Below are 21,471 nucleotides of genomic sequence, written 5' to 3'. Positions count from 1 at the left end.
CGAGGGTCGCTGCCCGCTGTCCGCGCGGGACTGTGCGAGTACGCGCGGCACGAACACCACACACAGGATGAAAGGCGAGAACGCGCATGAGTGAGACGGGCGACGGTGCCGGATCGAGCGGCGATCACCCCGCGCCACGCGCGAGTATGCGACGGTCGTTCAGCAGGGAGGAGGTCGCCGAGGCGCTCGCCGAGCAGCGTGCGGAAGAAGCTGAGCGGCGGCGGCTCGTCTTCGGCGACCGAGACGTGTTCTTCGTCCCGGACAACGACACCGATGTCTGAGCCGGGGGCCGACGCGGTCTCACCGCTGCCGTGGCGGTTGGCCCGCACCAGCGCCGAAGCCCACCTCTATATGGATCTGCATCCCTGCGGGACCTGTGCGACGGCGCGGTTCCACCCCCGTGGCGCAACGGTTTTCATCGACGGTGAACTGGGCAGCAGGTTTGCGGGCGCGTGCCAGTCTTGTGGGGCCTTGCGCGAGTTCGTCTTTCGACTTCCTGAGCACATCGTGCTGTCGGGTGACCGGATTCGCTACGGTGCCGATCGACCTTCCGAGCTGATCGACCCCGGCGAGTGGCTCCTGGTCGCCGACGGCGCGAGCGCACGCGGCCGGGTCGATCCCACGGGACTGACGCCGCAGGGTCTGGCAGCGCACCGCGATCTGCTCGACACCGCCGTTGCCGCGATGGAGGAAGTGCTGAAATTCGTGCCACCCCGGGGCGATGCCGTCCCGGACTCGGTCTTCTTCAGTGCGCGCGGACGCGCGGTGTACGAGGCCGAGCCGGGACGGTTCGGTGTCGTGCGGCTGATCGCGGTGCTCGACACGTATCGCGAGATCGCCGCACGGTTCGGACGTGACTGAGCGCGGACGTGTCGAAGGCGACCGGGAGGAGTCGACAGCGATGAGAAAAGAGCGGTGTCGCGCGGGACATCCGCGATACACCTGGGAGGCGGTTCGAAACATGGCGAATGAGCGCCGCAAGGCGGATCTGGCCGAGGCGCTGGAAGATCTGCACGAACGGATGCGGCTGGTCACCGAGCTGCAGCGCAAGCGCGCCGAACTCACCGGCACCGGGACCGCGCCCAAGGGGTACGTCACCATCGATGTGAATGCTGACAGCGTCGTGATCCGCACCCGTTTCTCCGACGATATCGGCGATCTGGATTTCGACGAGATCGCCGAGGCCGTCACCGTCGCCGCGCGGGCCGCGGTTGCCGATGTAGTCGGCAAAGCACAGGCGTTGACCGAACCTCTCACCGCGCAAAGGGACTCGCGGCCGACGCTGGGGGAGATGCTCGAGGATCTGACCGGGGTGCGTACGGAGATATCGACGCCACCACCGGCCACGCTCATACCGCCCGGTGCGTCGGTCGAGGAGTCCGAGTGGGAGCCGGGGCCCGTCGAGTCGGATGCCGCAGCGGGTTACGAGCAGATGCCTCGCCGTCATGGGCCCGGTGTCAACCGCTTGTCGTGGTGAGTGTCGAAAGTCGGAAGCTCATGTTCGTGTTCAGGATTCGTCCTGCGGGCGGGCCACGAGGCCGCTGCGGTCGGTTATTGCGCGCTGCCGGGTGGACTGCAAGAGATTGTTATGCGGATGTTGAGTTCGCGCCGGCATGATCGACTCGGTCGTCGCGAGATCGCGCGACCACCTTTGATAGGCAACAACGCGGGGGATCGGCGGGCGGCGTCAACCGACTTGCCCGCATTCCGTGACCACAGATCATTTGACCTCAGAAGTATGGGGTTCCGGATAACTGCTTTTCGGAGCAGCATGGGACCGTCGGATGTGCGGAATGTGATGCGCCGTAAAGGCATCGGGGGATTTATCGACGAACTGTCCTCGGACTCACGGCGTCGCCGTCTGTGCTGGGGTCTCGAGAAAGAGGTGTGGGCGAGCGATGGGACACGAAGCGAATGACGTGAACCCCGCGAAAGGGTTGGCCGGATTGGGTGCGGAAGGCACGTTGAAAATCCCGCCCGATCTCGGTCGTCAGGGCGTAATGCTGTGTCACGACGCCGCCGCCGAATTGCTCGCGGTACAGAGCACGGCCACGGCAATCTCGAAACTACAGCCGTTCAGCAATCTGGGGTCCGGCGCGGAATTGGCGAGCAAGTTCTCCGAGAAGGGGGACGGACTCGGCAGGATCCTTTCGTTGCATCTCACGATTCTCGACGACCTCGCGAATGCCTTCAAGGCGGCCGCTCGTGCGTACGAGGGTGCGGAATCGGCATCCAAGCGTGAGTTCTACGACCTGGAGATGCCGACCGAGCCGGGTAAGGTCGAGGGTGCGCCGACGCCGCCGGACCTGAGTAAGCCGTTGCCGGTGCAAGGCCAGCACATGCCCGATCTCTCTGGAGCATTGCCTCCCGGTTACACCAAGTCGCCCCAATTCGCTGAGATGAACGGCGAATTGGATAATTGGATGATTTCGGGCGAGACGCCGTCGGCGATCTCCGAGAGTCAATACCTGCAAATGCAGTTCATTCGACCGGACTACGTCACCTACGTCGCCGAGTCGTGGCGGTTCATCGGAAAGGGCTTGACCAAAGCCTTCGGTCAAATCCAGCAGGGCATGAGTGGATTCGAAGGTCAATGGGACGGTTATGCCAAAAAGCGGGCGGTTGATGCCTCGCAGAAGTACGGCGCTATGACCCAGTCCCTCGGCTACGACGTCGAATGGATTGCCAGGAATCTCGATGACACGGCAGGGTGGTTGGGTTCCACCCGTCAGCAGATTACGACGGCCGCCCTACAGTCATCAGCACCAGTACTCCTCCCGACTGCCGTCACCGATACGCGCCCGAAGTACTACCCGATTATCGAGGGAACGTACAACCCCGGTCTCGAGTCCGCCGCTCTGGGTATTCCGGTCTTGCATGCGCCCGACAGCCCCGTGGCGCCCAATGCTCCTGGTAATGGTCGTCCTGGCGCTCCGGGTAACGGCAGCCCCGGCAATGGCAGCCCCGGTTCGGGCGCGCTGTCGAACGGTGCGGCACAAGCATTGTCGCGGCAAGCGCAACAGGCACAGCTCGCGCAGGCGAATGCGACGGCGCAGCGGGCGGCCGAGCAAGCTCGAGATTCTGCGGGCGATCCGAATGTGTCACAGCAAGATCCAACGGGACCGAACAGCCAAGGTGGGCAAGATAACTCGGCGCAGCAGGCGTTGCAGGGCGCGCAGCAAGCCTTGCAAGCCGCCCAGCACGCCGGGATGCCGTCCCCGCCTTCCACGGTGCCCGCGAGTCTCACTCCCTCGGCGGCCAAACTGGCCGCGAAATCCCCCGGCGCCCCTGGGCCGGGGCCGGGACTCGGCACCACGGGCGCCCAGCCCGAAGGTCCCAAGCCGCTGCCGGACACGACGAAGAGTGCGCTGTTTCCTCGTGCGTCGGTCAACGGCCCGGCCGGAGCCATGCAGAGCGGACTCGCGGCCACAAGTCAGACGCCGGGCCCCGCGGGTGCGCCAGGGCAGGGCGGTGGCCAGCAACAGCAGAACAAGGAACACAAGGCAATGCGAGAACTGCGGTCGGCCAAGAACTTCGACGAGGCGATCGGTGACCCGCAAGTGGTGTCGAGTCCGGTGGTGGAGTGATGAGTCGAACCTGGTCGTTCACTGATGTCGAATTCGTCGCGCTGTGGGAGGGCGTCACCGACGAAGCGTTGGTCGCGCCGCTCACCTTCACCAGTCGCACGCCGAGGATCGATGCGTACAAGCGCGAGATGCACACCGTCCGTGCGCGGCTGAGCGCTCGACTGGGACCGACGTTCACGCCGGTGATGCAGACGATCTCGCGCCCCGACATCCGCATTACCGCCCAAGGCTGGAACGGTGCGAAACCGGAGGACCCCACCGCGATCATCCGCGTGCTCGGCGCGCGCCAGGGACAACAGGCCTACGTGGTGGAACAGCTTCCCGGCGAGACGATCTGGCACAGCGGCGGCTTCCGGATCACCGAGTGCGAGGTGATCGGCTTGGCCGGTGCGGTGGTGGCATACCTGCCCGACACCGGCGCGGGACAGACCGAAGACGTCGCGATCACCATCCCCGGTGGCGACGGAATGGACCACCGATACGGCCGGTCGGTGGCGACCAGATCGGTCGAAGACACCCTCTCCAGTGTCTCGGACGCGTTGCTGCGCAAGCCGGTTTCGCGGCTGGGGATCATCCGCGTGCTGCAGGGACGGTCGATCTACGGACCGCGCGGGCTCACCGAACACACCATCTCCTGGCGTGACGTCATCGACGACGGGCGCTACGCGATCGGGCCCGGTACCCCGCCCGTGCTGCGCGGTGTCGACGCGCGACGGCTCACGGAGATGACCAATGTGCGTGTCGCCGAAGTGGTTCGCGCGATCAAAGACGAGACCGCCTGAATGTCACGGCCCCTTCCCGGTCGCGAGAAGACCGGACGGTGCGATCACCTGGCGGTAGTGCACACATGCCTCGGTGCCCGCTGCGCGATCCACGACCGCGCTGAGATATCCCGGAGTCCGGGTTAGCATGCCGACCATGGGATGGGTGCAGTGGGATCGTCGGCTGCGCCGCCCGGCGTTGTTGCGCACGGTGTCGGCGGTGCTGGTCGGACTCGTGGTCGCGGCGTTGACATGGTTGGTGGTCGGTGCGCCGAGCTCCCTCGACTACGCCGAGATCGGTGTTCTGGTCGTGGCGGGTCTGCTCGGTGCCGGGGTATTCGGCATCGCTGTGCGCTGGCACGGTGACCGCGAGCGAGCCAGGTTCGCGCAGCTCTACGGTGCCGCGGTCGGCCAGTTGGGCGACGCCGACCCGGCCGTGCGCATCGCGGGAGTGCATGCGATGGCCGGTGTGGCCGACCATTTCACCGCGCGGCACCGGCGTCAGCAGTGCGTCGACGCGCTGTGCGGATATTTGCGGATGCCCTATGACCCCGCGTTCGGCGACAACCATCTCGCCGCGCGAGGGGAAACCTCCGACGAGGCGGGGACCGGCGTCGAGCGCATCTACAAGTTCCGGCGCAACGACGCGGTGGTTCGGCGCACGATCGTGGAGGTCATCGCCGCACGGTTGCGCCCTGCCGCCGAAACGAGCTGGTCCGGCAGCGATTTCACCTTCGACGGCGCGGTATTCGAGGCCGCGGACTTCCGGCACACGGTCTTCGGAGGCCGACGAACCTCGTTCGCGGGCGCGACATTCACCGGGCCGACGACATTCGAACATGCGCGATTCACCGGCCAACAGCTCACCTTCCGCGCCGCCTCTTTCGACGCACAGCCGGTGTCGTTCGCGCACGTGCGCTTCGGTGCCAAGCGCGCCGACAAGTCCGACCCGCTCGCCTCGGGGACCGACTTCGACGGTGCCGCGTTCGCGGGTTCGGTTTCCTTCGCCGACGCCGAATTCCTCGGCCCACGTACCAGTTTCGCCGGTGCGCGCTGGACCGGCGCCGAAACCACCTTTCGCGCGGCCCGATTCGCGGCAACACAGAGCTCGTTCGCGGAGGCGACGTTCGACGGTGATCGGGTGGTGTTCACCGAGGCGCACCTGTCGGGCACGCGAATCGTGTTCGCGGGCACCCGTTTCTATGCCACCACGGTCGACTTCGACAAGGCACGCGTCGGCGCTCCCGCGCGCTCACGCAATCGCGGCACCCACCTGACCGACGCGTGTGCCGCGGAATTCCACGGCGCCTTCACCTTCACCGACACCGTGTTCGCCGGTAGACGCCTCGACTTCGGCGCCGGCGACTTCTTCGGCGAGATATCGTTCGTCGGCGCGGAATTCGAGGCCGAGGAATGCAGCTTCGAGAGCCCGAAGGCATGGGTGGGCGTCGAATTCGATTGGGACGACGCACCTACGGCCAAGCCCGCCCGCGTGCTGCCGGACCCGTGGCCGCCGACACCGGATCGGAAATGACCGAATCGGGGCGGCCGCCCGTCGGCGCCGCCCCGATTCCTCAACTCGGCCAGCCGCCGTAGGGCATGGTGATCAGCTCCAAGAAGTGACCACCGGGGTCCTGGAAGTAGACACCGCGCCCGCCGTCGTTGTGATTGATCTCATTGACGCCCCTGCGCTGCGGGTCGGCCCAGTGGTCCAATCCGTAGCGCTGGATCTTGCCGTAGGCGGCATCGAACTCGGCCTCCGTCACCAGGAACGCGTAGTGCTGTGGCTGGATCTCCTTGATATCGCCTGGCACGTTAGCGAAATCGAAGGTGACGCCGTTCTCGGTCGAGATCGGAATGAAATGGCCCAGCGGGGGACCGATCGGAAGATCGAGAATATCCGCCCAGAACTCGGCGGAAACTCGATGGTCGTGACATCCGACGATGGTGTGATTCAACTGTATCGACACTGGATTTCTCCTGTGGTCCGTGACGGTCCCGACCCCGGGCTCGGTACAAGGCGGCCAACGGGAGCACCGTCACGGCGAAGAAATTTAGCACCGATCGCGTGCGTGCGCCACCGGCGTGGGTGGGCTCGAAGTGTGGCGTCGCAAGGTCCGGTTGCTTACGCGCGGTGTGAACGTCCGCCGTCGCCGGTTCGAGACGAAAAAGGCTGTCGCGGTTCGGATGTGCTCGCGGTTGTCGCCTGGACGACTCGGCGGTCTCGCGGAGCGACGCGCGATCATGACGGCGTCAGTCTGTCTGGACCGACACCGCCCATGTATTCGGAAGCGCGATTTCGGCGGGATGGCTCGGTTCGGCGGTAGGTGATGATCAAGGTCATTGACGGTGTTCGTCGACCGGTCCGGCGCTGCCGTCGCCCCCTTTGGTGGGACAGGAGATCAACGAGTCCCCCGAGGACATCGAGCTCCCCCGCGAAGATCTGATGACCATCCTGCGGCAAGCCCTGCCCGAAGAGGTGGACCTGCGCTTCGCGGAGTCCATCGTGGCGCTGGTCGATGACGGGAGCCGGGTCGCGGTTACCTTCGCCTGACCAGGTAGCGGGTGCCATTCTCGGCATCGACCGTGGCCGTGGACGTCAGGAAATTCGTGGGGTGTTCCTGGCGAGAGTCGCGCGGGTGCGAGACCGCCGTCAGACAGGGGTGAGTCGCATGCACCTGTGCGCGCGGGGGCGTGCGCGGTAGCGTCGGTGCGATGAAGATTCGTGGGGCGGTCCTGGAGCGGATCGCGGCGCCGTCACCTTTCGCGGTGTCCGCGCCGATCAGCATCAGCGAGTTGGAACTGGGCGAGCCCGGTCCCGGTGAACTGCTGGTACGCATCGAGGCGGCAGGACTGTGCCACTCCGACCTCTCGGTGGTCGACGGCAACCGGGTGCGGCCGGTGCCGATGTTGCTCGGGCACGAGGCGGCGGGTCGGGTCGAACGCGTCGGCCCTGCCGGGGACGGGGACGACGACATCGCGGTCGGCCAGCGCGTCGTCATGACCTTCCTCCCGCGCTGCGGACACTGCGCGGGGTGCGCGACCGACGGCAGAACTCCGTGCCTGCCCGGCAGTGCGGCCAATAACGCGGGCGAGCTGCTCGGCGGCGGTCGACGGCTGCACCGTGACGGTGCGGAAGTGCACCACCACCTGGGTGTTTCCGCCTTCGCCACGCACGCGGTGGTCGACCGGCGGTCCGTCGTCCCCGTCGACGACGATGTGCCGCCCGAGGTGGCCGCCGTGCTCGGTTGCGCGGTGCTCACCGGCGGCGGTGCGCTGCTGAACTCGGTGCGGCCGAGGTCGGGGGACCGGATCATGGTGGTGGGACTCGGCGGTGTCGGGATGGCGGCGGTGCTGGTCGCGCTGTCGCTACCGGGTGAGCACGAGGTGATCGCCGTCGACACCGTCAGCGAAAAGCTGGAATTGGCACGGCAACTCGGCGCTACCACGGCTCATACCCCCGGTGAGATCGCCGAACGTGCGATCACCGCCGACGTGGTTGTCGAAGCCGCGGGCAATATGCGCGCCTTCGAGACGGCGGTCGCCGCGACCGCCCCTGGTGGCACCACCGTCACGGTGGGGTTGCCCGCACCCGAGGCGCGCGCCAGCATCTCCCCGCTCGGTTTGGTGGCGCAGGGTCGCTCGATCGTCGGCAGCTACCTCGGGTCGGCGGTGCCCGCGCGCGACATTCCCGAGTACGTGCGGATGTGGCGCGAGGGTCGACTGCCGGTGCAGCGCCTGATCTCCGCGCACATCGGATTGGACGAAATCAACCGTGCCATGGACGAACTCGCCGCGGGAAACGCGTTGCGCCAGGTGATCGTCTTCGACTGACGAATCGGCCGAGGAGCCGTTCCCAGAGGTCAGCGGGCCACGGTCGGGGCGGGCTCGATAGGCTGGCGGCACACACGGAACGAGGAGGTGCGGTGACCATTCGGGTCGGAGTGCTCGGAGCACAGGGCAGGGTCGGGCAGGCGATCTGCGCCGCGGTCGAGGCCGCGGCCGATCTCGAGCTGGTCGCCGGGCTCGACAAGGGCGATGCGCTGGACGCCTTCGTGACGGCGGGCGCCGAGGTGGTCGTCGACTTCACCCATCCCGATGTGGTGATGGACAACCTGAAGTTCCTGGTGGGCAAGGGGATCCACGCGGTTGTCGGCACCACGGGGTTCGACGAGGCTCGGCTCGACCAGGTGCGGGGCTGGTTGGAAGCGGCCCCGAAGGTCGGTGTCCTGATCGCGCCGAACTTCGCGATCGGAGCGGTGCTGTCCATGCGCTTCGCCGAACAGGCCGCGCGGTTCTTCGAGTCCGTCGAGGTCATCGAGCTGCACCACCCGAACAAGGCCGACGCGCCCTCGGGCACCGCCTACCGCACGGCTGGCCTGATCGCCGAGGCTCGCGCCAAAGCGGGCGTCGGGCGCAGTCCGGACGCCACCAGTACCGAACTCGACGGTGCGCGCGGCGCCGATGTCGACGGGGTGCGCGTGCATTCGGTGCGACTGACCGGCCTGGTCGCCCACCAGGAAGTGCTGCTCGGCACCCAGGGTGAGACGTTGACCATCCGGCACGATTCCATCGACCGCTCGTCCTTCGCCCCCGGCGTGCTGCTCGGCGTGCGCGAGATCGCCGGTCGCCACGGACTGACCGTCGGACTCGACCCGCTCCTCGACCTGTGATTATCGGATTCTGCTGCGCCGCAGTGTCTTCCGCCCAGGTGGCGGCCGTGTTTCGTGATAGCGATCGGACGCGTCCCGCATGAGCGAACCGAACGACGCGCGCGAACCCGACGGGCTCAACGGTTCGGGCGACTCGAACGACACCGGCGGGCCGAGCAGCTCGGCGGCCGCGAACTCGACCGGTCTCGGTGGGAGTGCCACGGGCGCGGAGAGCCCGAACGGTGTGCCGCGTCCGAGTAGTAATTCGAAAGATACGAGTAGCTCGCAGAGCGCCCTGGCCGGTGCGAACGAGGCGACCACCGCGGGCGGCTCGACCAACGCGGCTAGCTCCGGCGACGCGGGTAGCGCGGAGACGGAGGGTTCGGGCAACCCTGTCGGTGCGCGCGCGGCGGACGACGTATCCGGTAGTGCCGATGCGGGCGGTGCGACGAACGATCCGACCGGTTCGCCAGACACGAGGAGCGTGGGCGAGGTGACCAGAGGTACCGACACCCCGGTCGGCGGGAGTGGCACCGACAGCGCGCAAGCGCAGCCGCGCCAGGATCGCGAGGTGCTGAAGCTCGTCGCGATGACGGCGGTACTCGTCTTGGTGCTGGTGTTCTATTTCGTGCTCTTGGGGCGGATCGCGATCCGCCTGATCACCACTCCGGATGTGGCCGCCCTGGTAATCGGCATCGGCGTCTTGATCCTGCCGCTGCTCGGGGTGTGGATTGTGTGGGCGACGATCCGCGCGGCCCTTTCACACCAGCGGTTGGCGCGGCGCATGCACGAGGAAGGCCGCGAACTCGATACCACGGGCCTGCCGCGCCGCCCTTCCGGGCGCATCGAACGCGAAGCAGCGGACGCCCTGTTCGCCCAGGTACAGGCGGAATGGCAAGCAGACCCGGACAATTGGCGAGTCTCCTACCGTCTCGCGCGCGCCTACGACTACGCCGGCGACCGCGGCCGCGCCCGCGACACCATGCGTCGCGCGGTCGCACTGGAAAAGCACGAACGCGAACAGCAGGGCCGTTGAGCACGACCCGCAACGCCGACACCGGCGGTTCGTCCCGCCGTCGGCACTAGGCTCATCGGCGTGCCCCAACTGTTGCTCATCCACCACACACCCTCGCCACACACGCAGGCGATGTTCGAGGCCGTGGTGTCCGGCGCGACCGACCCCGAGATCGAAGGCGTCGAAGTGGTCCGTAAGGCCGCGCTGGAGGTCACCACGTCGGATGCGTTGGCGGCAGATGGCTACCTTCTCGGCAGCCCGGCGAACCTCGGATACGTCAGCGGCGCCCTGAAACACGCGTTCGACACCATCTATTACCCGTGCCTCGATTCGACCAAGGGGCGGCCGTTCGGGCTCTACCTGCACGGCAACGAGGGAACCGAGGGGGCCGTGCGCGCCATCGATTCGATCACCGCCGGGCTGGAATGGTCGAAGGCATCCGAGTATGTCATCGTGTCCGGCAAGCCCACCAAAGATGACCTGGAGGCGTGCTGGGAACTCGGCGCGACGGTCGCCGCCGGGCTCATGGGATAGCAAGGGAACCGTGGCAGACGCAGGCGCGTCTAGTACGGCATGGAACACACTGAGTCGAGCACCGGCCTACGAACCGTGGCCCACCACCGACACCGCGCCGATCGATGAACAGCGGCGCGTATGGCCCGAATACCTCGGTACCCGATAGCGGTCGCGGGAGGCGGATCGGGCGACGACGACCGTGGCAGCCACCAGCGGGCGAAGCCGCGGGATGGGTGTCGCGACTGAGCGAGCCCGGCGATCACCACATGGCGGGGGACGACCCTTGCTACGGAAGGTCGTTCCGAAGCAGGATTGACACGCCCCGATTATTGGTGGCTGACCAGGTGGCGGTCGAGGCGGCATACTTGCTCGAGGTGTTCCGGTGGGGATCGTGGACGAGTTGCTCGGGATTGGAGAGTCAGGTGACGTGGCCTGAAGGGGGCGAGAACGCACCGCGCCGAATCGGATTGGTCGAGGACCATGAATCGGTCGCGATCGGTCTTGCCGCGATGCTCGCGCAGGAACCCGACCTCGATTTGGTGGCGACCGCGGGTACCGTTCCGGAATTGCTTGCCGCCGTTCATGATCCGACCGAGCCCGCGCGTCTGGACCTGGTGGTCCTCGATCTGCGGTTGGCCGACGGCTCCTCGCCGGAGCGTAATGTGCGCGCCTTACGCGACCGTGGCATCGAGGTGTTGATCTTCACCGGCGCCGATAACGCGTTCCTGGTGCGTTCCGCGGCGCGTGCCGGTGTGCTCGGTGTGGTCCGCAAGTCCGAGGATGTGCGGACGGTGGTCTCGGCGGTTCGCCGGGCCGCCTCCGGGCATCAGGTGGTGACCACCGATTGGGCCGCGGCCATCGACGGTGACCCGCAGTTGTCGAGCGTGGGCTTGAGCCCACGGCAGGAAGAGGTACTCACCCTCTACGCCTCCGGTGAGAAAGCCTCGCGCGTCGCGCGATTGACCGGGCTTTCCGAGCAGACAGTGAACGACTACCTCGGCCGGATCAGGCAGAAATATTCCGACGCGGGACGCCCCGCCCCGACCAAGACCGACCTCTACAAACGGGCAGTCGAGGACGGTTGGCTACCGGTACCCGAGCGGCGCACCCGCGGATGACCTCGTCCAGCACGCTGGGCACCTCGTCGAACCTTCCTTCCCTGCACCCCGCATCGAAGTCGACCACCCGCGTCTCGCCGGGCGCGGCACACCGGAGCGGGTGGCGGCGGATTGTCGCCGCGGCCTTCACCGAGCGTTCCTTCGACGTGCCCCCCGACCGTGTCATGCACGACCGCATCATGCATCGGATCGGACTCGCTCTCGGGATCGCGGGGCTGATCGCCGCGGTCGTGGAGTTGCCGGAGATCGCGGAACAGGGTCGCGTCATCCCCCTGCGGTGGACCGTGTTCGAGGTCCTGTTGGCCTTCGGCTTTTTCCCGGTCCTCGCGATCGTGTCGGTAACTCTCAGTACGCGAGCCATTCAACGGACCGCCGGTATCGCCGCGGTGAGCTTTCTCGCGGCGATGGCGCTGACCCCGCTGGCGTACAACCATCCAGATGTCGAGGGTTCCTCGGTGTGGCTCTACCGTGTGCTCGCGCTCGGTGTGTTGGCGGCGGCGATCGCCTGGCGTTCGCGCCTGGCGGTGGGCTACCTGTTCGTCGGGTCGGTGTTGAGCGCGATGGCGAACATGGTCGTCATCGAGGACGTGACCTTTTTGGCGTCGGTCGGCGATTTCGCCAGGGCACTTGGTCTTTCGGCCTTGTTCCTGTGGTGCGCGATCTATACCAGGGCGGCCGCGGATCGGGTCGATCGCGAGTCGGCGATGGAGAGCAGCAGGGCGGCGCTCGTCGCGGGTGCGGCGGCGCGGGATCGGGAGCGTGCCCGGTTCGCCGCGCTGATCCACGACGCCGTGTTGTCGACGCTGCTCGACGCCGCACGCGCGGGCACGGAGTCGCCGGTGCTGCGCGAGCAGGCCGACCGCACCCTCGACCAACTCGACCGTTGCCGGGTGGAGACCGAACCGGACCGGTTGGACGCGCAGTCGGCGATCGGTTTCCTGCGATCGGCTGTGCACGAGGTGAATCCCGGCATCCGGTTCACCGCGCACCGTTGGTCCGGTCTCGACGACCTGCACCTGCCGGTGGACACCGCGGGCACCATCGCCGCGGCGCTCGCCGAGGCGGCGCGAAACAGTCTGCGCCACGCCACCGTTGTCGGCCGCGAGGTGCACCGCAGGGTGACCGTCACGATCAGTGCGGGCGGTATCCGGGTGGTGTTCCGTGACGACGGTGCCGGGTTCGACATGGACCGTGTCCCCGCCGACCGGCTCGGCGTTTCGGTGAGCATTCTCGGTCGTATGCGCCAACTCGCGGGCGGTGCGGGATTCGTGGAGTCGCAGCCGGGGGAGGGGACGACGGTGACGCTGGTGTGGGGTGGCGATGGCTGAGGCGGAGCAGTTCGAATTGCGCGACCTGCTCGGCCTGCGCAACCGCTCGGCATGGCTGTTCCTGATCATGCTCGAGGCCACCATCGGGCTGTACATGGTGCGCAACTTTGCCGAGTCGCCGCTGATCCCGGTGGTTCTCGCGCTGGTGCTGGTGGTCGTCGCGGGGGTGGTGGTGCTGGTCATCCCGGTCGATCCGTTGCCGTGGTCGGCGACGGTGTTCGTCGTCGCCGCTGCGCCGGTCGCGACCGTACTCACCTCGTTCGATGCCGAGCACGGCTGGTCCAAACAGGTGTGGACGGCGTTCGCCGCCTCCTATGTGCTCGCGGTGTTGGTGTTGCGCGGTCGCCTCGGTGCGGCCTGGCTCGGTGTACTCGGCACCGGTGTGGTGATCGCGGTGGTCGGTGTTGTGGCCGGGGTGCGTAGCGGGGTGCTGCTCGGCGCGATCGTCCCGGTGGCCACGGTGGCTGGCGTCTCGATGTTCACCGCGATCATGCGGCCGACGCAGCGGTCATTGCGGCTGTTGCGCGAGGAAGCGACGATGCGTGCGGCCGCCGAGGCCACCATGGCGGCCGAGAACGGCGAACGCGATCGGCAGCTGGCCAGGCTGGACAAGGTAGCGCGCCCGATTCTGGAGCGTATCGCCGAGGGTGCCGAACTCACCTGTGACGAGCGTGAGCAGTGCAGATTGTTGGAAGCCGAACTCCGCGACGGACTTCGGGCTCCCCATCTGGCCACCGACGAACTCAACGGTGCGGCGCGCGGCGCCCGTTCGCGCGGTGTCGAAGTGGTGCTGCTCGACGACGGTGGTTTCGCGGGTGTGCCCGGGTGGTTGCGCGATCAGGTGATCGCGGCGGCGGCGCGCGAGCTGGACTCGGCGAACGAGGGGTCGGTCACCGTGCGGATTCTGCCGATGGGGCGGCGCATTTTGGCGACGGTGCTGGTGAACGCGCCGGATCAGGATCGAAGGACCGAGATCGACGCGGCGGGCGCGGTGCAGGTCTCGACCTGATCGAGGCGCGGCATCGTCGCCGGTGAACCGCACCGGGTCGGGTCGGCGGGCGGCGCGGCTCCGAAATCGCTACCGGCCCTGACGAAAGTGTCGGACCCGCATGGCATGGTTCGACATATGCGGAAGATGAGTGCGGCGGCGGCGCGACGGACAGCGTTGGCGGCGCAGGGGTTCACCTCGCGGGGAGTGTCGGCACCGGCCACAAGACGATCTGTGCTCAGTGTTGTTTCGAAAACTCAGCTGTTGCAGCTCGATTCGGTGTCGTCGGTGGTGCGCGCGCACTACGCGCCGGTGTTCAGTCGGATCGGGGCATACGATCGCGACCTGCTCGATCAGGCCGCATGGAGTGATGGGCCACGCAGGCCGCGGCGGTTGGTGGAGTACTGGGCGCACGAGGCGGCGTTGATTCCGGTCGAGGACTGGCCGTTGATGCGGTGGCGGATGGCGCGCTACGAATACGGCCGCTGGACGTCGATGCGGGCGGCGGTGGAGAACAACCCCGCGCTCGGCAAGGACATCCTGGAGGTCATCGCCGAGGTCGGGGCCGCGACCGCGGGGACGGTGGAGCGACACCTGGAGCTGGACAAGCCCCGCACCAAGGGCTCGTGGTGGAACCGCACCGACACCAAGATGATCTGCGAGCAACTGTTCGCGATCGGCGCCTTGTCGGTGGGCAAGCGCGTTGGCTTCGCGCGGCACTACGATCTGGCCGAGCGGGTGTTGCCGAGCGCGGTATTGACCCGTGAGGTCGCCGAGGAAGACGCGGTGCGCGAGTTGATCTTGCGGGCCGCGACCGCACACGGCGTCGGCACCGAAGCCGACCTACGCGACTACTACCGACTCAAGCGCGCGCAGACCGAACCCGCGATCGCGGAGCTGGTCGACGCGGGTGAGCTGATCCCGGTGACAGTCGAAGGGTGGGACAAACCCGCGTATCTGCGTGCGGGCACGCCGACCCCGCGACGGGTGGAGGGCGCGGCGCTGCTGTGCCCGTTCGATCCGCTGATCTTCTTCCGCGCCCGCACCGAGCGCATGTTCGACTTCCACTACCGCATCGAGATCTACACCCCGGAACACAAACGCGTACACGGCTATTACGTTTTTCCGTTCCTGTTGAACGGTGAGCTCGTCGGACGGGTCGACCTGCGCGCGGAGCGGGCATCCGGACGCCTGGTGGTGCCCGGCGCCTTCGCCGAACCGGGTCATGACACACCGGCTACCGCGAGCGCGCTCACCGGGGCGCTGCGGGAAATGGCCGATTGGCTCGAGCTCGATGAAGTGGTGATCGGGGACCGAGGAAACCTCGCCGCCCTGCTGTGAGTCGGCACCCGCGCTTCCCGACTGCGCGCCCTTCCTGCTGAGCCGCCGGTATCTGCTGCGGCGCGCTGGCGTTTCGGCTGGTACCGGCTCCGACGCTCGCGCGGCGGCAGGATCTCGCTCGCCACGAGGAGACCACGCTCGTCGACTCGGACGCGGTGAGCATCGGCTCGGTGGCTTGACATCGATTGATTCGGTTGTGCTGCAACATGTTCGAGGGTTGGGTCCGCTGCTCTGCCTGAGTGGCGGTAGTGATCGTCCGAGGATTCGGCGGGTGCGAACGGTTGCCCTACCGCATCGGATTACTCCCCTTTGTCGGTCGACTTGTTGCTGTTGCTGCTGTTGTTGTTCTGCCACTGACCCGCGTAGCCGCGCATCTGATCGCGCAAGGCGCCGTGCACCGCGCTGGACATCCAGGTATTGAGCGACTGCCCGCTCTGGGCTGCCGCTTCCTCGGCCCTCGCCTTGAGCTGCTCGACCAAGCGCAGTGTGACCCTGCTGATATCGCCGGTCATGTCTTCGAAGGTCGGCGGCTGATCGGTGTCGGTGTTCTTGCGCACCTGCACGGTCGCGTCGGTGCCGTCGAAGGAGACCTGCACGGTGCGGTCTTCCAATTGCGTGCTGACCTCGGCGGCGAGATCCGACAATGCTGAAAGTAGGACCAATCGGGCCGACTTCTCGGTTGCCGCGGCGAGCGCCGCCGCCGTGGCCTGCGTTTTCTCGTCACCCAGTGCGGCAGCGGCGATGAGGTCCTCGTGTAATCGGGCGGTGTATGCGTTCAGATCCATGACATCAGTGTGACGTCAAATTTGCAGTCATTCAAGCGGCAATATGATGTCATTTTTTTGGGGTGGTGACATCACCCGGAATCGGGGTGGCTGATCACCAGCTCGGCGGCCCGATCGTTGCCCGAGGGGTGTCGAGGGCATACCACAGACCGGGTAGCCTTTCTGACCATGACGAACGGTGAATCGACGCCAACGGAGCTGCGCGCGTCCGGCACGGTTGGTGTCGCGATGGTGACCCCCTTCAGTGCCGAAGGCAAGCTCGACGTCGATGCCGGTGTCGCTCTCGCTGCCAACCTGGTCGACCGGGGTGTCGACCTGATCGTGGTGTCGGGAACCACCGGAGAGTCGCCGACCACCACCGAAACCGAGAAGTCGGATCTGCTGCGCGCGGTCGTCGGTACCATCGGCGACCGCGCGACCGTGCTCGCGGGTGCGGGCACCTTCGACACCGCACACTCCGTTGACCTCGCCCGTCAGGCGCAGACCGCGGGCGCACACGGTCTACTCGTGGTCACGCCCTACTACTCCAGGCCAAGCCAGGAAGGGCTGATCGCACACTTCACCGCGGTCGCCGACGCCACCGACCTGCCGGTGACCCTCTACGACATTCCCGGCCGTTCGGTGGTCCCGATCATCAGCGACACGCTGCGCAGGCTCGCCGAACACCCGCGTATCGTCGCGGTCAAGGACGCCAAGGGTGACCTGAACGCCGGCGCGGAACTGATCGCCAGCACCGGGCTCACCTTCTACTCCGGCGACGACGCGCTGAACCTGCCGTGGCTTTCGGTGGGTGCGGCCGGATTCATCAGCGTGATCGGGCATCTCGTGCCCGAGCGACTGCGTCAGATGTACGACGCGTACGCGGCCGGCGATGTGGTGCGCGCGCGAGAGATCAATGTCAGCATGCTGGCGCTACATATCGGCATGGCCAGACTTGGCGGTGTCGCGATGACGAAGGGTGGGTTGCGCTTGCTCGGCATGGACGTCGGCGAACCACGGTTGCCGCAGATTTTGCCCAACGATATGCAGTTGGAGACCTTGGCGCAGGAGTTGCGCGCGGCAGGGGTGATCGCGTGAGTGAACCCGTCGCACGGCGCCCGCGCCGTCGCAGCGCCGCACGCCCGGCGGGTGCGCCCGAACCGGCCCCGGCGCAGCCCGAAGTGACGGCTCCTGCTGCCGCACGGCAGCCGGAGGCGGAGACCACGGAGTCGGTACTAGCCGAAACGCCCGCGCCGCCGCGACAGGAACCGGCAGCTCAGCAGGAAAAGCCCGAAGCGGTCGCGCCGTCCGAGCAGACGGCGGCACCGAAGCGTTCGCGCCGCTCGGCCCAGGCCAAGCAGCAGCCCGCGCAGCGCGCGGAGTCGGCACAATCCGCCCAGTCGGCACAAGCGACTCGAAAGACGGGCAGGGGCAAGCAAACCGGTCGCGGCCGCGGCGAGCAAGGCACGCAGACAACGGATTCACGTGTCGTGGCGCTGGCGCAGGACCGCCTCGGCGCTCCGCCGAAGGCACCGAAGAACGGTCTGCGGATTTTCGCGCTCGGCGGTATCGGCGAAATCGGCCGCAACATGACCGTTTTCGAGTACGGCGGCAAGCTGCTGATCGTCGACTGCGGCGTGCTGTTCCCCGAGGACCAGCAGCCCGGCGTCGACCTCATCCTCCCCGATTTCCGGCCGATCGAGGACCGCATCGACGACGTGGTCGCCGTCGTGCTCACCCACGGCCACGAGGACCACATCGGCGCGGTGCCGTTCCTGCTGCGCCTGCGCGGCGATATCCCGGTGGTCGGTTCCCGATTCACCCTCGCGTTGGTCGCCGCCAAGTGCAGGGAACACCGTCTGCACCCGAAGCTGGTGGAGGTCACCGAAGGTCAGCACACCTCGCACGGACCCTTCGGTTGCGAATACTTCGCGGTGAACCACTCCATCCCCGACGCGATCGCCGTCGCCATTCGCACTCCCGCCGGTGTCGTGCTGCACACCGGTGACATCAAGCTCGACCAGTTGCCGTTGGACGGGCGCCTCACCGACCTGGCCGGGTTCTCGCGGCTCGGCGACGAGGGTGTCGACCTGTTCCTGGTGGACTCCACCAACGCGGAGGTGCCCGGCTTCGTCACCCCGGAGCGCGAGATCGGCGGTGTGTTGGACACCGTGATCGGCAAGGCGCGCCACCGCGTGATCGTGGCCTCGTTCGCCAGTCACGTGCACCGCCTGCAACAGGTGGTCGATGTGGCGCAGAAGTACGGCAGGCGAGTGTGTTTCGTCGGTCGGTCGATGGTGCGCAATATGCAGATCGCGCAGGATCTCGGCTATCTGACAGTGCCCGAAGGTGTGGTCGTCGATCTCGATGTCGCGGCGACCCTGCCCGGCGATCGGGTGGTGCTGATCTCGACCGGGTCGCAGGGCGAACCGCTCTCGGCACTGTCGCGGATGGCGCGCGGCGACCACCGCCAGATCAATATTCGGGCCGACGATCTCGTGGTGCTGGCCTCCTCGCTCATCCCCGGCAACGAGAATTCGGTGTTCGCCGTGGTCAACGGTCTGGCGCGGCTCGGGGCGACGGTGATCACCCAGCAGAACGCCAAGGTGCACGTGTCGGGGCACGCCTCGGCGGGCGAGCTGCTCTACCTCTACAACGCGGTGCGCCCGACCAACGCGATGCCGGTCCACGGCGAATGGCGCCACCTGCGCGCGAACGCGGCGCTGGCCGTGGCGACCGGTGTTCCCGAGGAGCGCGTGATGCTCGCGGAGGACGGGGTGGTGGTCGATCTGGTCGACGGTATCGCCTCGATCGTCGGCCGGGTCCCAGTTGGTCACGTCTACGTCGACGGGCTTTCGGTCGGCGACGTCGGCGAGTCGACACTGTCGGATCGACTGGTACTCGGCGAGGGCGGCTTCATCTCGATTACCGTCGCGATCGACGAGACCACCGGTAAAGCGGTGAGCACGCCGGAGATCAGCGGCCGTGGCTTCTCCGACGATCCCGGCGCGTTACTCGGTGCGGCGGAATTGGTGGAGGCCGAATTGTTGCGCCTGGCGAGCGAAGGCATCACCGACACGCACCGCATCGCACAGAGCGTGCGCAGGGTCATCGGCCGGTGGGTCGCCGACACCTATCGCCGTCGTCCGATGATCGTGCCGACCGTCATCGGCGTCTGAGTTCGCCCGCGCGGCGGCACAGGTGCCGCCGCGCGGGACACCGACGAAAAACGCCGGGCAGCACCGATATTCGGGCTGCCCGGCGTTTTCGCAGGTCGCTGGATCTAGACGATGTGCCTGGAGTCAGTCCTGGCAGGCGGCGGAGTCGAGCTTCGCCGACTTGACGATATTGCACGCGAACTGGTGGGCGATCTTCCATTGATCGCCCTCGGCCACGAAGTCGACGAACGCGGCGTCCACCGGGCTGCCACCGATGGTGACGTTCGCGTCGGCCTTCAACTTGCCGTCCTGTGGCTCACCGACATTGGTGATCTCGACGGTGACGTCGTTCTGCTTGGCGGCGGCGACGAGCTTGTCCACCAACTGCGGATCCTGCTCGGCGTTCTCGATCCAGTTGAGCTTTTCTTTCTCCTCCACCGCGGAGTCGAGTGCTCGCTTGATCTTGTCGTTGAGTTCCTCGGCCGTCGGCTTGGGCAGGTTCGGCGCCGTGGTGGGTGCCGGTTCCTTACCCTCTTCCTTATCGGTGTTCTTGGTGCCTTCCTCGAAGGGGGCGGCGGACTCGGTAGCCGACGCGCCCGCGTCGGTGGCGGCGGTGTCGTCCTTGTCGCTGGCGCACGCGGTGAACGACAGCGTCGCCGCGGCCATGGCGACGACGGCTACCGTCCGAAATGAAAAGGTCTTCACAAAGTTTCCCTTGGCTGGAGTGTCGCGGTCCCTTCGGGAATCACTGCGACGAAGTGGATGCAGGCGGTCAGAGTCCGTAGCCGGATGTGCAGTTCCAGTGCAGGATGTAGGCGCCGCTGCCGGGGTTGTTCGACAGTGCCTTGCTGCGTGCGCGGCCGACGGTCGCGCCGGAACCATATGCCCAGTAGTTGCGCGAAACCGACAGTGCCCCACAGCCGTTGCGCCACGAGATCTTCGCCGTGCAGCCGTATCCGCCGCCGTGCGTACGGCATTGCGTCTCGGCGGCTGCCTCGGCCTCGGACGCCGACGAGTAGTCGTAGCTGTATCCGTAGGTTTCCGACGACAGATCCACGGCGATCGCGCCGTAATTGCTGCTATATGCCTGAGCGGGGGCGGCGGTGCCAGCCAACAGGGTACCGACCGATGCCACCACAATGGCGGCACCGGTGACGAGCTTCTTCACGGGTGTTCCCCTCTAATAGTTACAGATCCACGACCCGATGGACCGAGTGACAACATACATAGCGGACATTCGTGGCGCTACCCGGTGAAACCGGGGGCAGGGCAGGCGAAGTCGTGTGCAACCGGAAAACTGTCGTGTGGTATTCAGAGGGTTTGCCCTTGTGCCTGTTTCGCGCCGAACGGTGCGTGTTTGCCCGTCGCTCGCTCGCGGCTGGGCCGGAATCGTCGAAGTATGCTGTCCGGCAACGGTTTCGATGCCGGGACGGACGCTCGGCAGCGCGGTTGTCGGCTGCGCGTTCGGACCGGTGACGTGATTCGGCCGAAGGGCTGCCGTCGAGGCGGAACGGTCGGTAGGTTCGTGAGCATGAGTATGGCGCAGCGCGAACGTCGGGGAGTGGTTCAGGCGATGGCGGCGGCGGGGCCGGAGGCGCCGACCCTGTGTGGCGAGTGGTCGGTGCGCGACCTCGCGGCGCACCTGGTGGTCCGCGAACGGCGCATGGACGCGGCGCCGGGCATCATGCTCGCGCCCTTGGCTGGGCACCTGGGGCGGGTGCAGGCGAAGGCCGCCGCCCGGCCCTTCCCCGAACTCTTGGAGCGGGTGCGGACCGGGCCGCCGTGGTGGTCGCCGCTGCGACCGGTCGACGCGGTCGCGAACCTGTCGGAGATGTTCGTCCACCATGAGGATGTGCGCCGTGCCGCCTCGGACTGGGAGCCGAGGGTGCTGCCCGCGGCCGACGAGGACGCGCTGTGGGCGACACTGCGGCGGATGGCGTCGCTGGCCTACCGGAAATCGCCTGTCACGGTCGAGTTGGTGACTCCGGACGGAAGAGAGGTCAGGGTTCGCGAGCAGCAGGGGCCCGTGGTGACGCTGCGGGCTCAGCCTTCGGAGCTGCTGTTGCACGCGTTCGGTCGCGACGAGGTGCGGATCGAGTCGTCCGGTGAATCCGACGCGGTGCGTGCGGTATTGGCCCTCGACCGTTCGGTGTGAGCTTTCGCCGGTGCGCGGACGGCGCATGTCGGCCATCGGCTCGCCATCGATGTCGACGCGGGAATGTTCCCCGGCCGCGCACCGTATT

22 protein-coding genes are annotated in these 21,471 nt (G+C 67.1%); 18 read left to right on the top strand and 4 right to left on the bottom strand.

Going from position 1 to position 21,471, the window contains the following annotated elements:
- Positions 1 to 86 precede the first annotated feature (86 nt).
- The 6 genes from ABEA50_RS16190 to ABEA50_RS16165 all read left to right on the top strand — a co-directional run bounded on the left by ABEA50_RS16190 (position 87) and on the right by ABEA50_RS16165 (position 5,882).
- On the top strand, positions 87 to 281 hold the full coding sequence (locus ABEA50_RS16190) for a hypothetical protein (RefSeq protein ID WP_345496205.1): 195 nt from the start codon (positions 87 to 89) through the stop codon (positions 279 to 281).
- A complete protein-coding gene (locus ABEA50_RS16185) occupies positions 274 to 861 on the top strand; it encodes a hypothetical protein (protein WP_345496204.1) in 588 nt (195 codons plus the stop codon). The genes ABEA50_RS16190 and ABEA50_RS16185 overlap by 8 nt, the downstream gene beginning before the upstream one ends.
- 100 nt (positions 862 to 961) lie before the next feature.
- Positions 962 to 1,477: a YbaB/EbfC family nucleoid-associated protein gene (locus ABEA50_RS16180; RefSeq protein WP_345496202.1), complete on the top strand. Its 516-nt coding sequence runs from the start codon at positions 962 to 964 to the stop codon at positions 1,475 to 1,477.
- 421 nt (positions 1,478 to 1,898) lie between these two features.
- A complete protein-coding gene (locus ABEA50_RS16175) occupies positions 1,899 to 3,587 on the top strand; it encodes a hypothetical protein (protein ID WP_345496201.1) in 1,689 nt (562 codons plus the stop codon).
- Positions 3,587 to 4,369: an ESX secretion-associated protein EspG gene (locus ABEA50_RS16170; RefSeq protein WP_345496200.1), complete on the top strand. Its 783-nt coding sequence runs from the start codon at positions 3,587 to 3,589 to the stop codon at positions 4,367 to 4,369. The genes ABEA50_RS16175 and ABEA50_RS16170 overlap by 1 nt, the downstream gene beginning before the upstream one ends.
- A gap of 136 nt (positions 4,370 to 4,505) precedes the next feature.
- A complete protein-coding gene (locus ABEA50_RS16165) occupies positions 4,506 to 5,882 on the top strand; it encodes a pentapeptide repeat-containing protein (RefSeq protein WP_345496199.1) in 1,377 nt (458 codons plus the stop codon).
- 40 nt (positions 5,883 to 5,922) lie between these two features.
- Here the strand turns inward: ABEA50_RS16165 and ABEA50_RS16160 are convergent, their stop codons facing one another.
- Positions 5,923 to 6,318, bottom strand: a complete 396-nt coding sequence (locus ABEA50_RS16160; protein WP_345496197.1) for a VOC family protein — start codon at positions 6,316 to 6,318, stop codon at positions 5,923 to 5,925.
- Positions 6,319 to 6,737: 419 nt separating this feature from the next.
- Between ABEA50_RS16160 and ABEA50_RS16155 the strand changes: the two genes are divergently transcribed.
- The 9 genes from ABEA50_RS16155 (at position 6,738) to ABEA50_RS16115 (ending at position 15,306) form a co-directional block, all read left to right on the top strand.
- Positions 6,738 to 6,902, top strand: a complete 165-nt coding sequence (locus ABEA50_RS16155; RefSeq protein WP_345496196.1) for a hypothetical protein — start codon at positions 6,738 to 6,740, stop codon at positions 6,900 to 6,902.
- A 161-nt stretch (positions 6,903 to 7,063) separates the two neighbouring features.
- Positions 7,064 to 8,182 (top strand): alcohol dehydrogenase catalytic domain-containing protein, encoded by a 1,119-nt coding sequence (locus tag ABEA50_RS16150; RefSeq protein ID WP_345496195.1) that lies wholly within the window; start codon positions 7,064 to 7,066, stop codon positions 8,180 to 8,182.
- A 92-nt stretch (positions 8,183 to 8,274) separates the two neighbouring features.
- Complete coding sequence (gene dapB, locus ABEA50_RS16145; RefSeq protein ID WP_345496194.1) at positions 8,275 to 9,021, top strand: 4-hydroxy-tetrahydrodipicolinate reductase; 747 nt, start codon at positions 8,275 to 8,277, stop codon at positions 9,019 to 9,021.
- 568 nt (positions 9,022 to 9,589) lie between these two features.
- Positions 9,590 to 10,036: a hypothetical protein gene (locus ABEA50_RS16140; protein ID WP_345496599.1), complete on the top strand. Its 447-nt coding sequence runs from the start codon at positions 9,590 to 9,592 to the stop codon at positions 10,034 to 10,036.
- Positions 10,037 to 10,147: 111 nt separating this feature from the next.
- Positions 10,148 to 10,549, top strand: coding sequence for a flavodoxin family protein (locus ABEA50_RS16135; RefSeq protein WP_345496598.1), 402 nt, complete (start codon positions 10,148 to 10,150; stop codon positions 10,547 to 10,549).
- 404 nt (positions 10,550 to 10,953) lie between these two features.
- Entirely contained in the window at positions 10,954 to 11,649 is a 696-nt protein-coding gene (locus ABEA50_RS16130; RefSeq protein WP_345496193.1) for a DNA-binding response regulator, read from the top strand.
- Positions 11,646 to 12,977, top strand: coding sequence for an ATP-binding protein (locus ABEA50_RS16125; protein WP_345496192.1), 1,332 nt, complete (start codon positions 11,646 to 11,648; stop codon positions 12,975 to 12,977). Before ABEA50_RS16130 ends, ABEA50_RS16125 begins: the two co-directional genes overlap by 4 nt.
- Positions 12,970 to 13,986, top strand: a complete 1,017-nt coding sequence (locus ABEA50_RS16120; RefSeq protein WP_345496191.1) for a hypothetical protein — start codon at positions 12,970 to 12,972, stop codon at positions 13,984 to 13,986. Before ABEA50_RS16125 ends, ABEA50_RS16120 begins: the two co-directional genes overlap by 8 nt.
- Before the next feature lie 117 nt (positions 13,987 to 14,103).
- Complete coding sequence (locus tag ABEA50_RS16115) at positions 14,104 to 15,306, top strand: winged helix-turn-helix domain-containing protein (RefSeq protein ID WP_345496190.1); 1,203 nt, start codon at positions 14,104 to 14,106, stop codon at positions 15,304 to 15,306.
- Between the two features lie 299 nt (positions 15,307 to 15,605).
- On the opposite strand, the gene ABEA50_RS16110 is transcribed toward ABEA50_RS16115, so the two are convergent.
- Complete coding sequence (locus tag ABEA50_RS16110) at positions 15,606 to 16,091, bottom strand: toxin-antitoxin system HicB family antitoxin (RefSeq protein ID WP_345496189.1); 486 nt, start codon at positions 16,089 to 16,091, stop codon at positions 15,606 to 15,608.
- A gap of 168 nt (positions 16,092 to 16,259) precedes the next feature.
- Between ABEA50_RS16110 and dapA the strand changes: the two genes are divergently transcribed.
- Both dapA and ABEA50_RS16100 read left to right on the top strand, forming a co-directional pair.
- Positions 16,260 to 17,168, top strand: a complete 909-nt coding sequence (dapA, locus tag ABEA50_RS16105) for a 4-hydroxy-tetrahydrodipicolinate synthase (protein WP_345496188.1) — start codon at positions 16,260 to 16,262, stop codon at positions 17,166 to 17,168.
- Positions 17,165 to 19,249, top strand: a complete 2,085-nt coding sequence (locus ABEA50_RS16100) for an RNase J family beta-CASP ribonuclease (RefSeq protein ID WP_345496187.1) — start codon at positions 17,165 to 17,167, stop codon at positions 19,247 to 19,249. The genes dapA and ABEA50_RS16100 overlap by 4 nt, the downstream gene beginning before the upstream one ends.
- Positions 19,250 to 19,372: 123 nt before the next feature.
- On the opposite strand, the gene ABEA50_RS16095 is transcribed toward ABEA50_RS16100, so the two are convergent.
- Together ABEA50_RS16095 and ABEA50_RS16090 are read right to left on the bottom strand one after the other, a co-directional pair.
- The gene (locus tag ABEA50_RS16095; RefSeq protein ID WP_345496186.1) at positions 19,373 to 19,933 is read right to left on the bottom strand and encodes a hypothetical protein; all 561 of its coding nucleotides are present in this window, start codon (positions 19,931 to 19,933) and stop codon (positions 19,373 to 19,375) included.
- A 67-nt stretch (positions 19,934 to 20,000) separates the two neighbouring features.
- Positions 20,001 to 20,396: a DUF4189 domain-containing protein gene (locus tag ABEA50_RS16090; RefSeq protein ID WP_345496185.1), complete on the bottom strand. Its 396-nt coding sequence runs from the start codon at positions 20,394 to 20,396 to the stop codon at positions 20,001 to 20,003.
- Positions 20,397 to 20,759: 363 nt separating this feature from the next.
- Between ABEA50_RS16090 and ABEA50_RS16085 the strand changes: the two genes are divergently transcribed.
- Entirely contained in the window at positions 20,760 to 21,383 is a 624-nt protein-coding gene (locus ABEA50_RS16085) for a TIGR03085 family metal-binding protein (RefSeq protein WP_345496184.1), read from the top strand.
- The last annotated feature ends 88 nt before the right edge of the window (positions 21,384 to 21,471 follow it).

The organism is Nocardia callitridis (assembly GCF_039543305.1).
GTDB classification, from domain to species: Bacteria; Actinomycetota; Actinomycetes; order Mycobacteriales; family Mycobacteriaceae; genus Nocardia; species Nocardia callitridis.
The sequence above is the reverse complement of the archived record's forward strand: the minus strand, read 5'-3'. Positions and strand labels throughout refer to the sequence as shown.

Excerpts from the sequence above, each read along its gene's own strand:
- ABEA50_RS16190 (WP_345496205.1), top strand. The coding sequence starts at position 87 with ATGAGTGAGACGGGCGACGGTGCCGGATCGAGCGGCGATCACCCCGCG.
- ABEA50_RS16165 (WP_345496199.1), top strand. The coding sequence starts at position 4,506 with ATGGGATGGGTGCAGTGGGATCGTCGGCTGCGCCGCCCGGCGTTGTTG.
- ABEA50_RS16150 (WP_345496195.1), top strand. The coding sequence starts at position 7,064 with ATGAAGATTCGTGGGGCGGTCCTGGAGCGGATCGCGGCGCCGTCACCT.
- ABEA50_RS16085 (WP_345496184.1), top strand. The coding sequence starts at position 20,760 with ATGAGTATGGCGCAGCGCGAACGTCGGGGAGTGGTTCAGGCGATGGCG.
- dapA (WP_345496188.1), top strand. The coding sequence starts at position 16,260 with ATGACGAACGGTGAATCGACGCCAACGGAGCTGCGCGCGTCCGGCACG.
- ABEA50_RS16110 (WP_345496189.1), bottom strand. The coding sequence starts at position 16,091 with ATGGATCTGAACGCATACACCGCCCGATTACACGAGGACCTCATCGCC.
- ABEA50_RS16170 (WP_345496200.1), top strand. The coding sequence starts at position 3,587 with ATGAGTCGAACCTGGTCGTTCACTGATGTCGAATTCGTCGCGCTGTGG.
- ABEA50_RS16185 (WP_345496204.1), top strand. The coding sequence starts at position 274 with ATGTCTGAGCCGGGGGCCGACGCGGTCTCACCGCTGCCGTGGCGGTTG.
- ABEA50_RS16140 (WP_345496599.1), top strand. The coding sequence starts at position 9,590 with ATGACGGCGGTACTCGTCTTGGTGCTGGTGTTCTATTTCGTGCTCTTG.
- ABEA50_RS16125 (WP_345496192.1), top strand. The coding sequence starts at position 11,646 with ATGACCTCGTCCAGCACGCTGGGCACCTCGTCGAACCTTCCTTCCCTG.
- ABEA50_RS16175 (WP_345496201.1), top strand. The coding sequence starts at position 1,899 with ATGGGACACGAAGCGAATGACGTGAACCCCGCGAAAGGGTTGGCCGGA.
- ABEA50_RS16135 (WP_345496598.1), top strand. The coding sequence starts at position 10,148 with ATGTTCGAGGCCGTGGTGTCCGGCGCGACCGACCCCGAGATCGAAGGC.
- ABEA50_RS16180 (WP_345496202.1), top strand. The coding sequence starts at position 962 with ATGGCGAATGAGCGCCGCAAGGCGGATCTGGCCGAGGCGCTGGAAGAT.
- ABEA50_RS16120 (WP_345496191.1), top strand. The coding sequence starts at position 12,970 with ATGGCTGAGGCGGAGCAGTTCGAATTGCGCGACCTGCTCGGCCTGCGC.
- ABEA50_RS16115 (WP_345496190.1), top strand. The coding sequence starts at position 14,104 with ATGCGGAAGATGAGTGCGGCGGCGGCGCGACGGACAGCGTTGGCGGCG.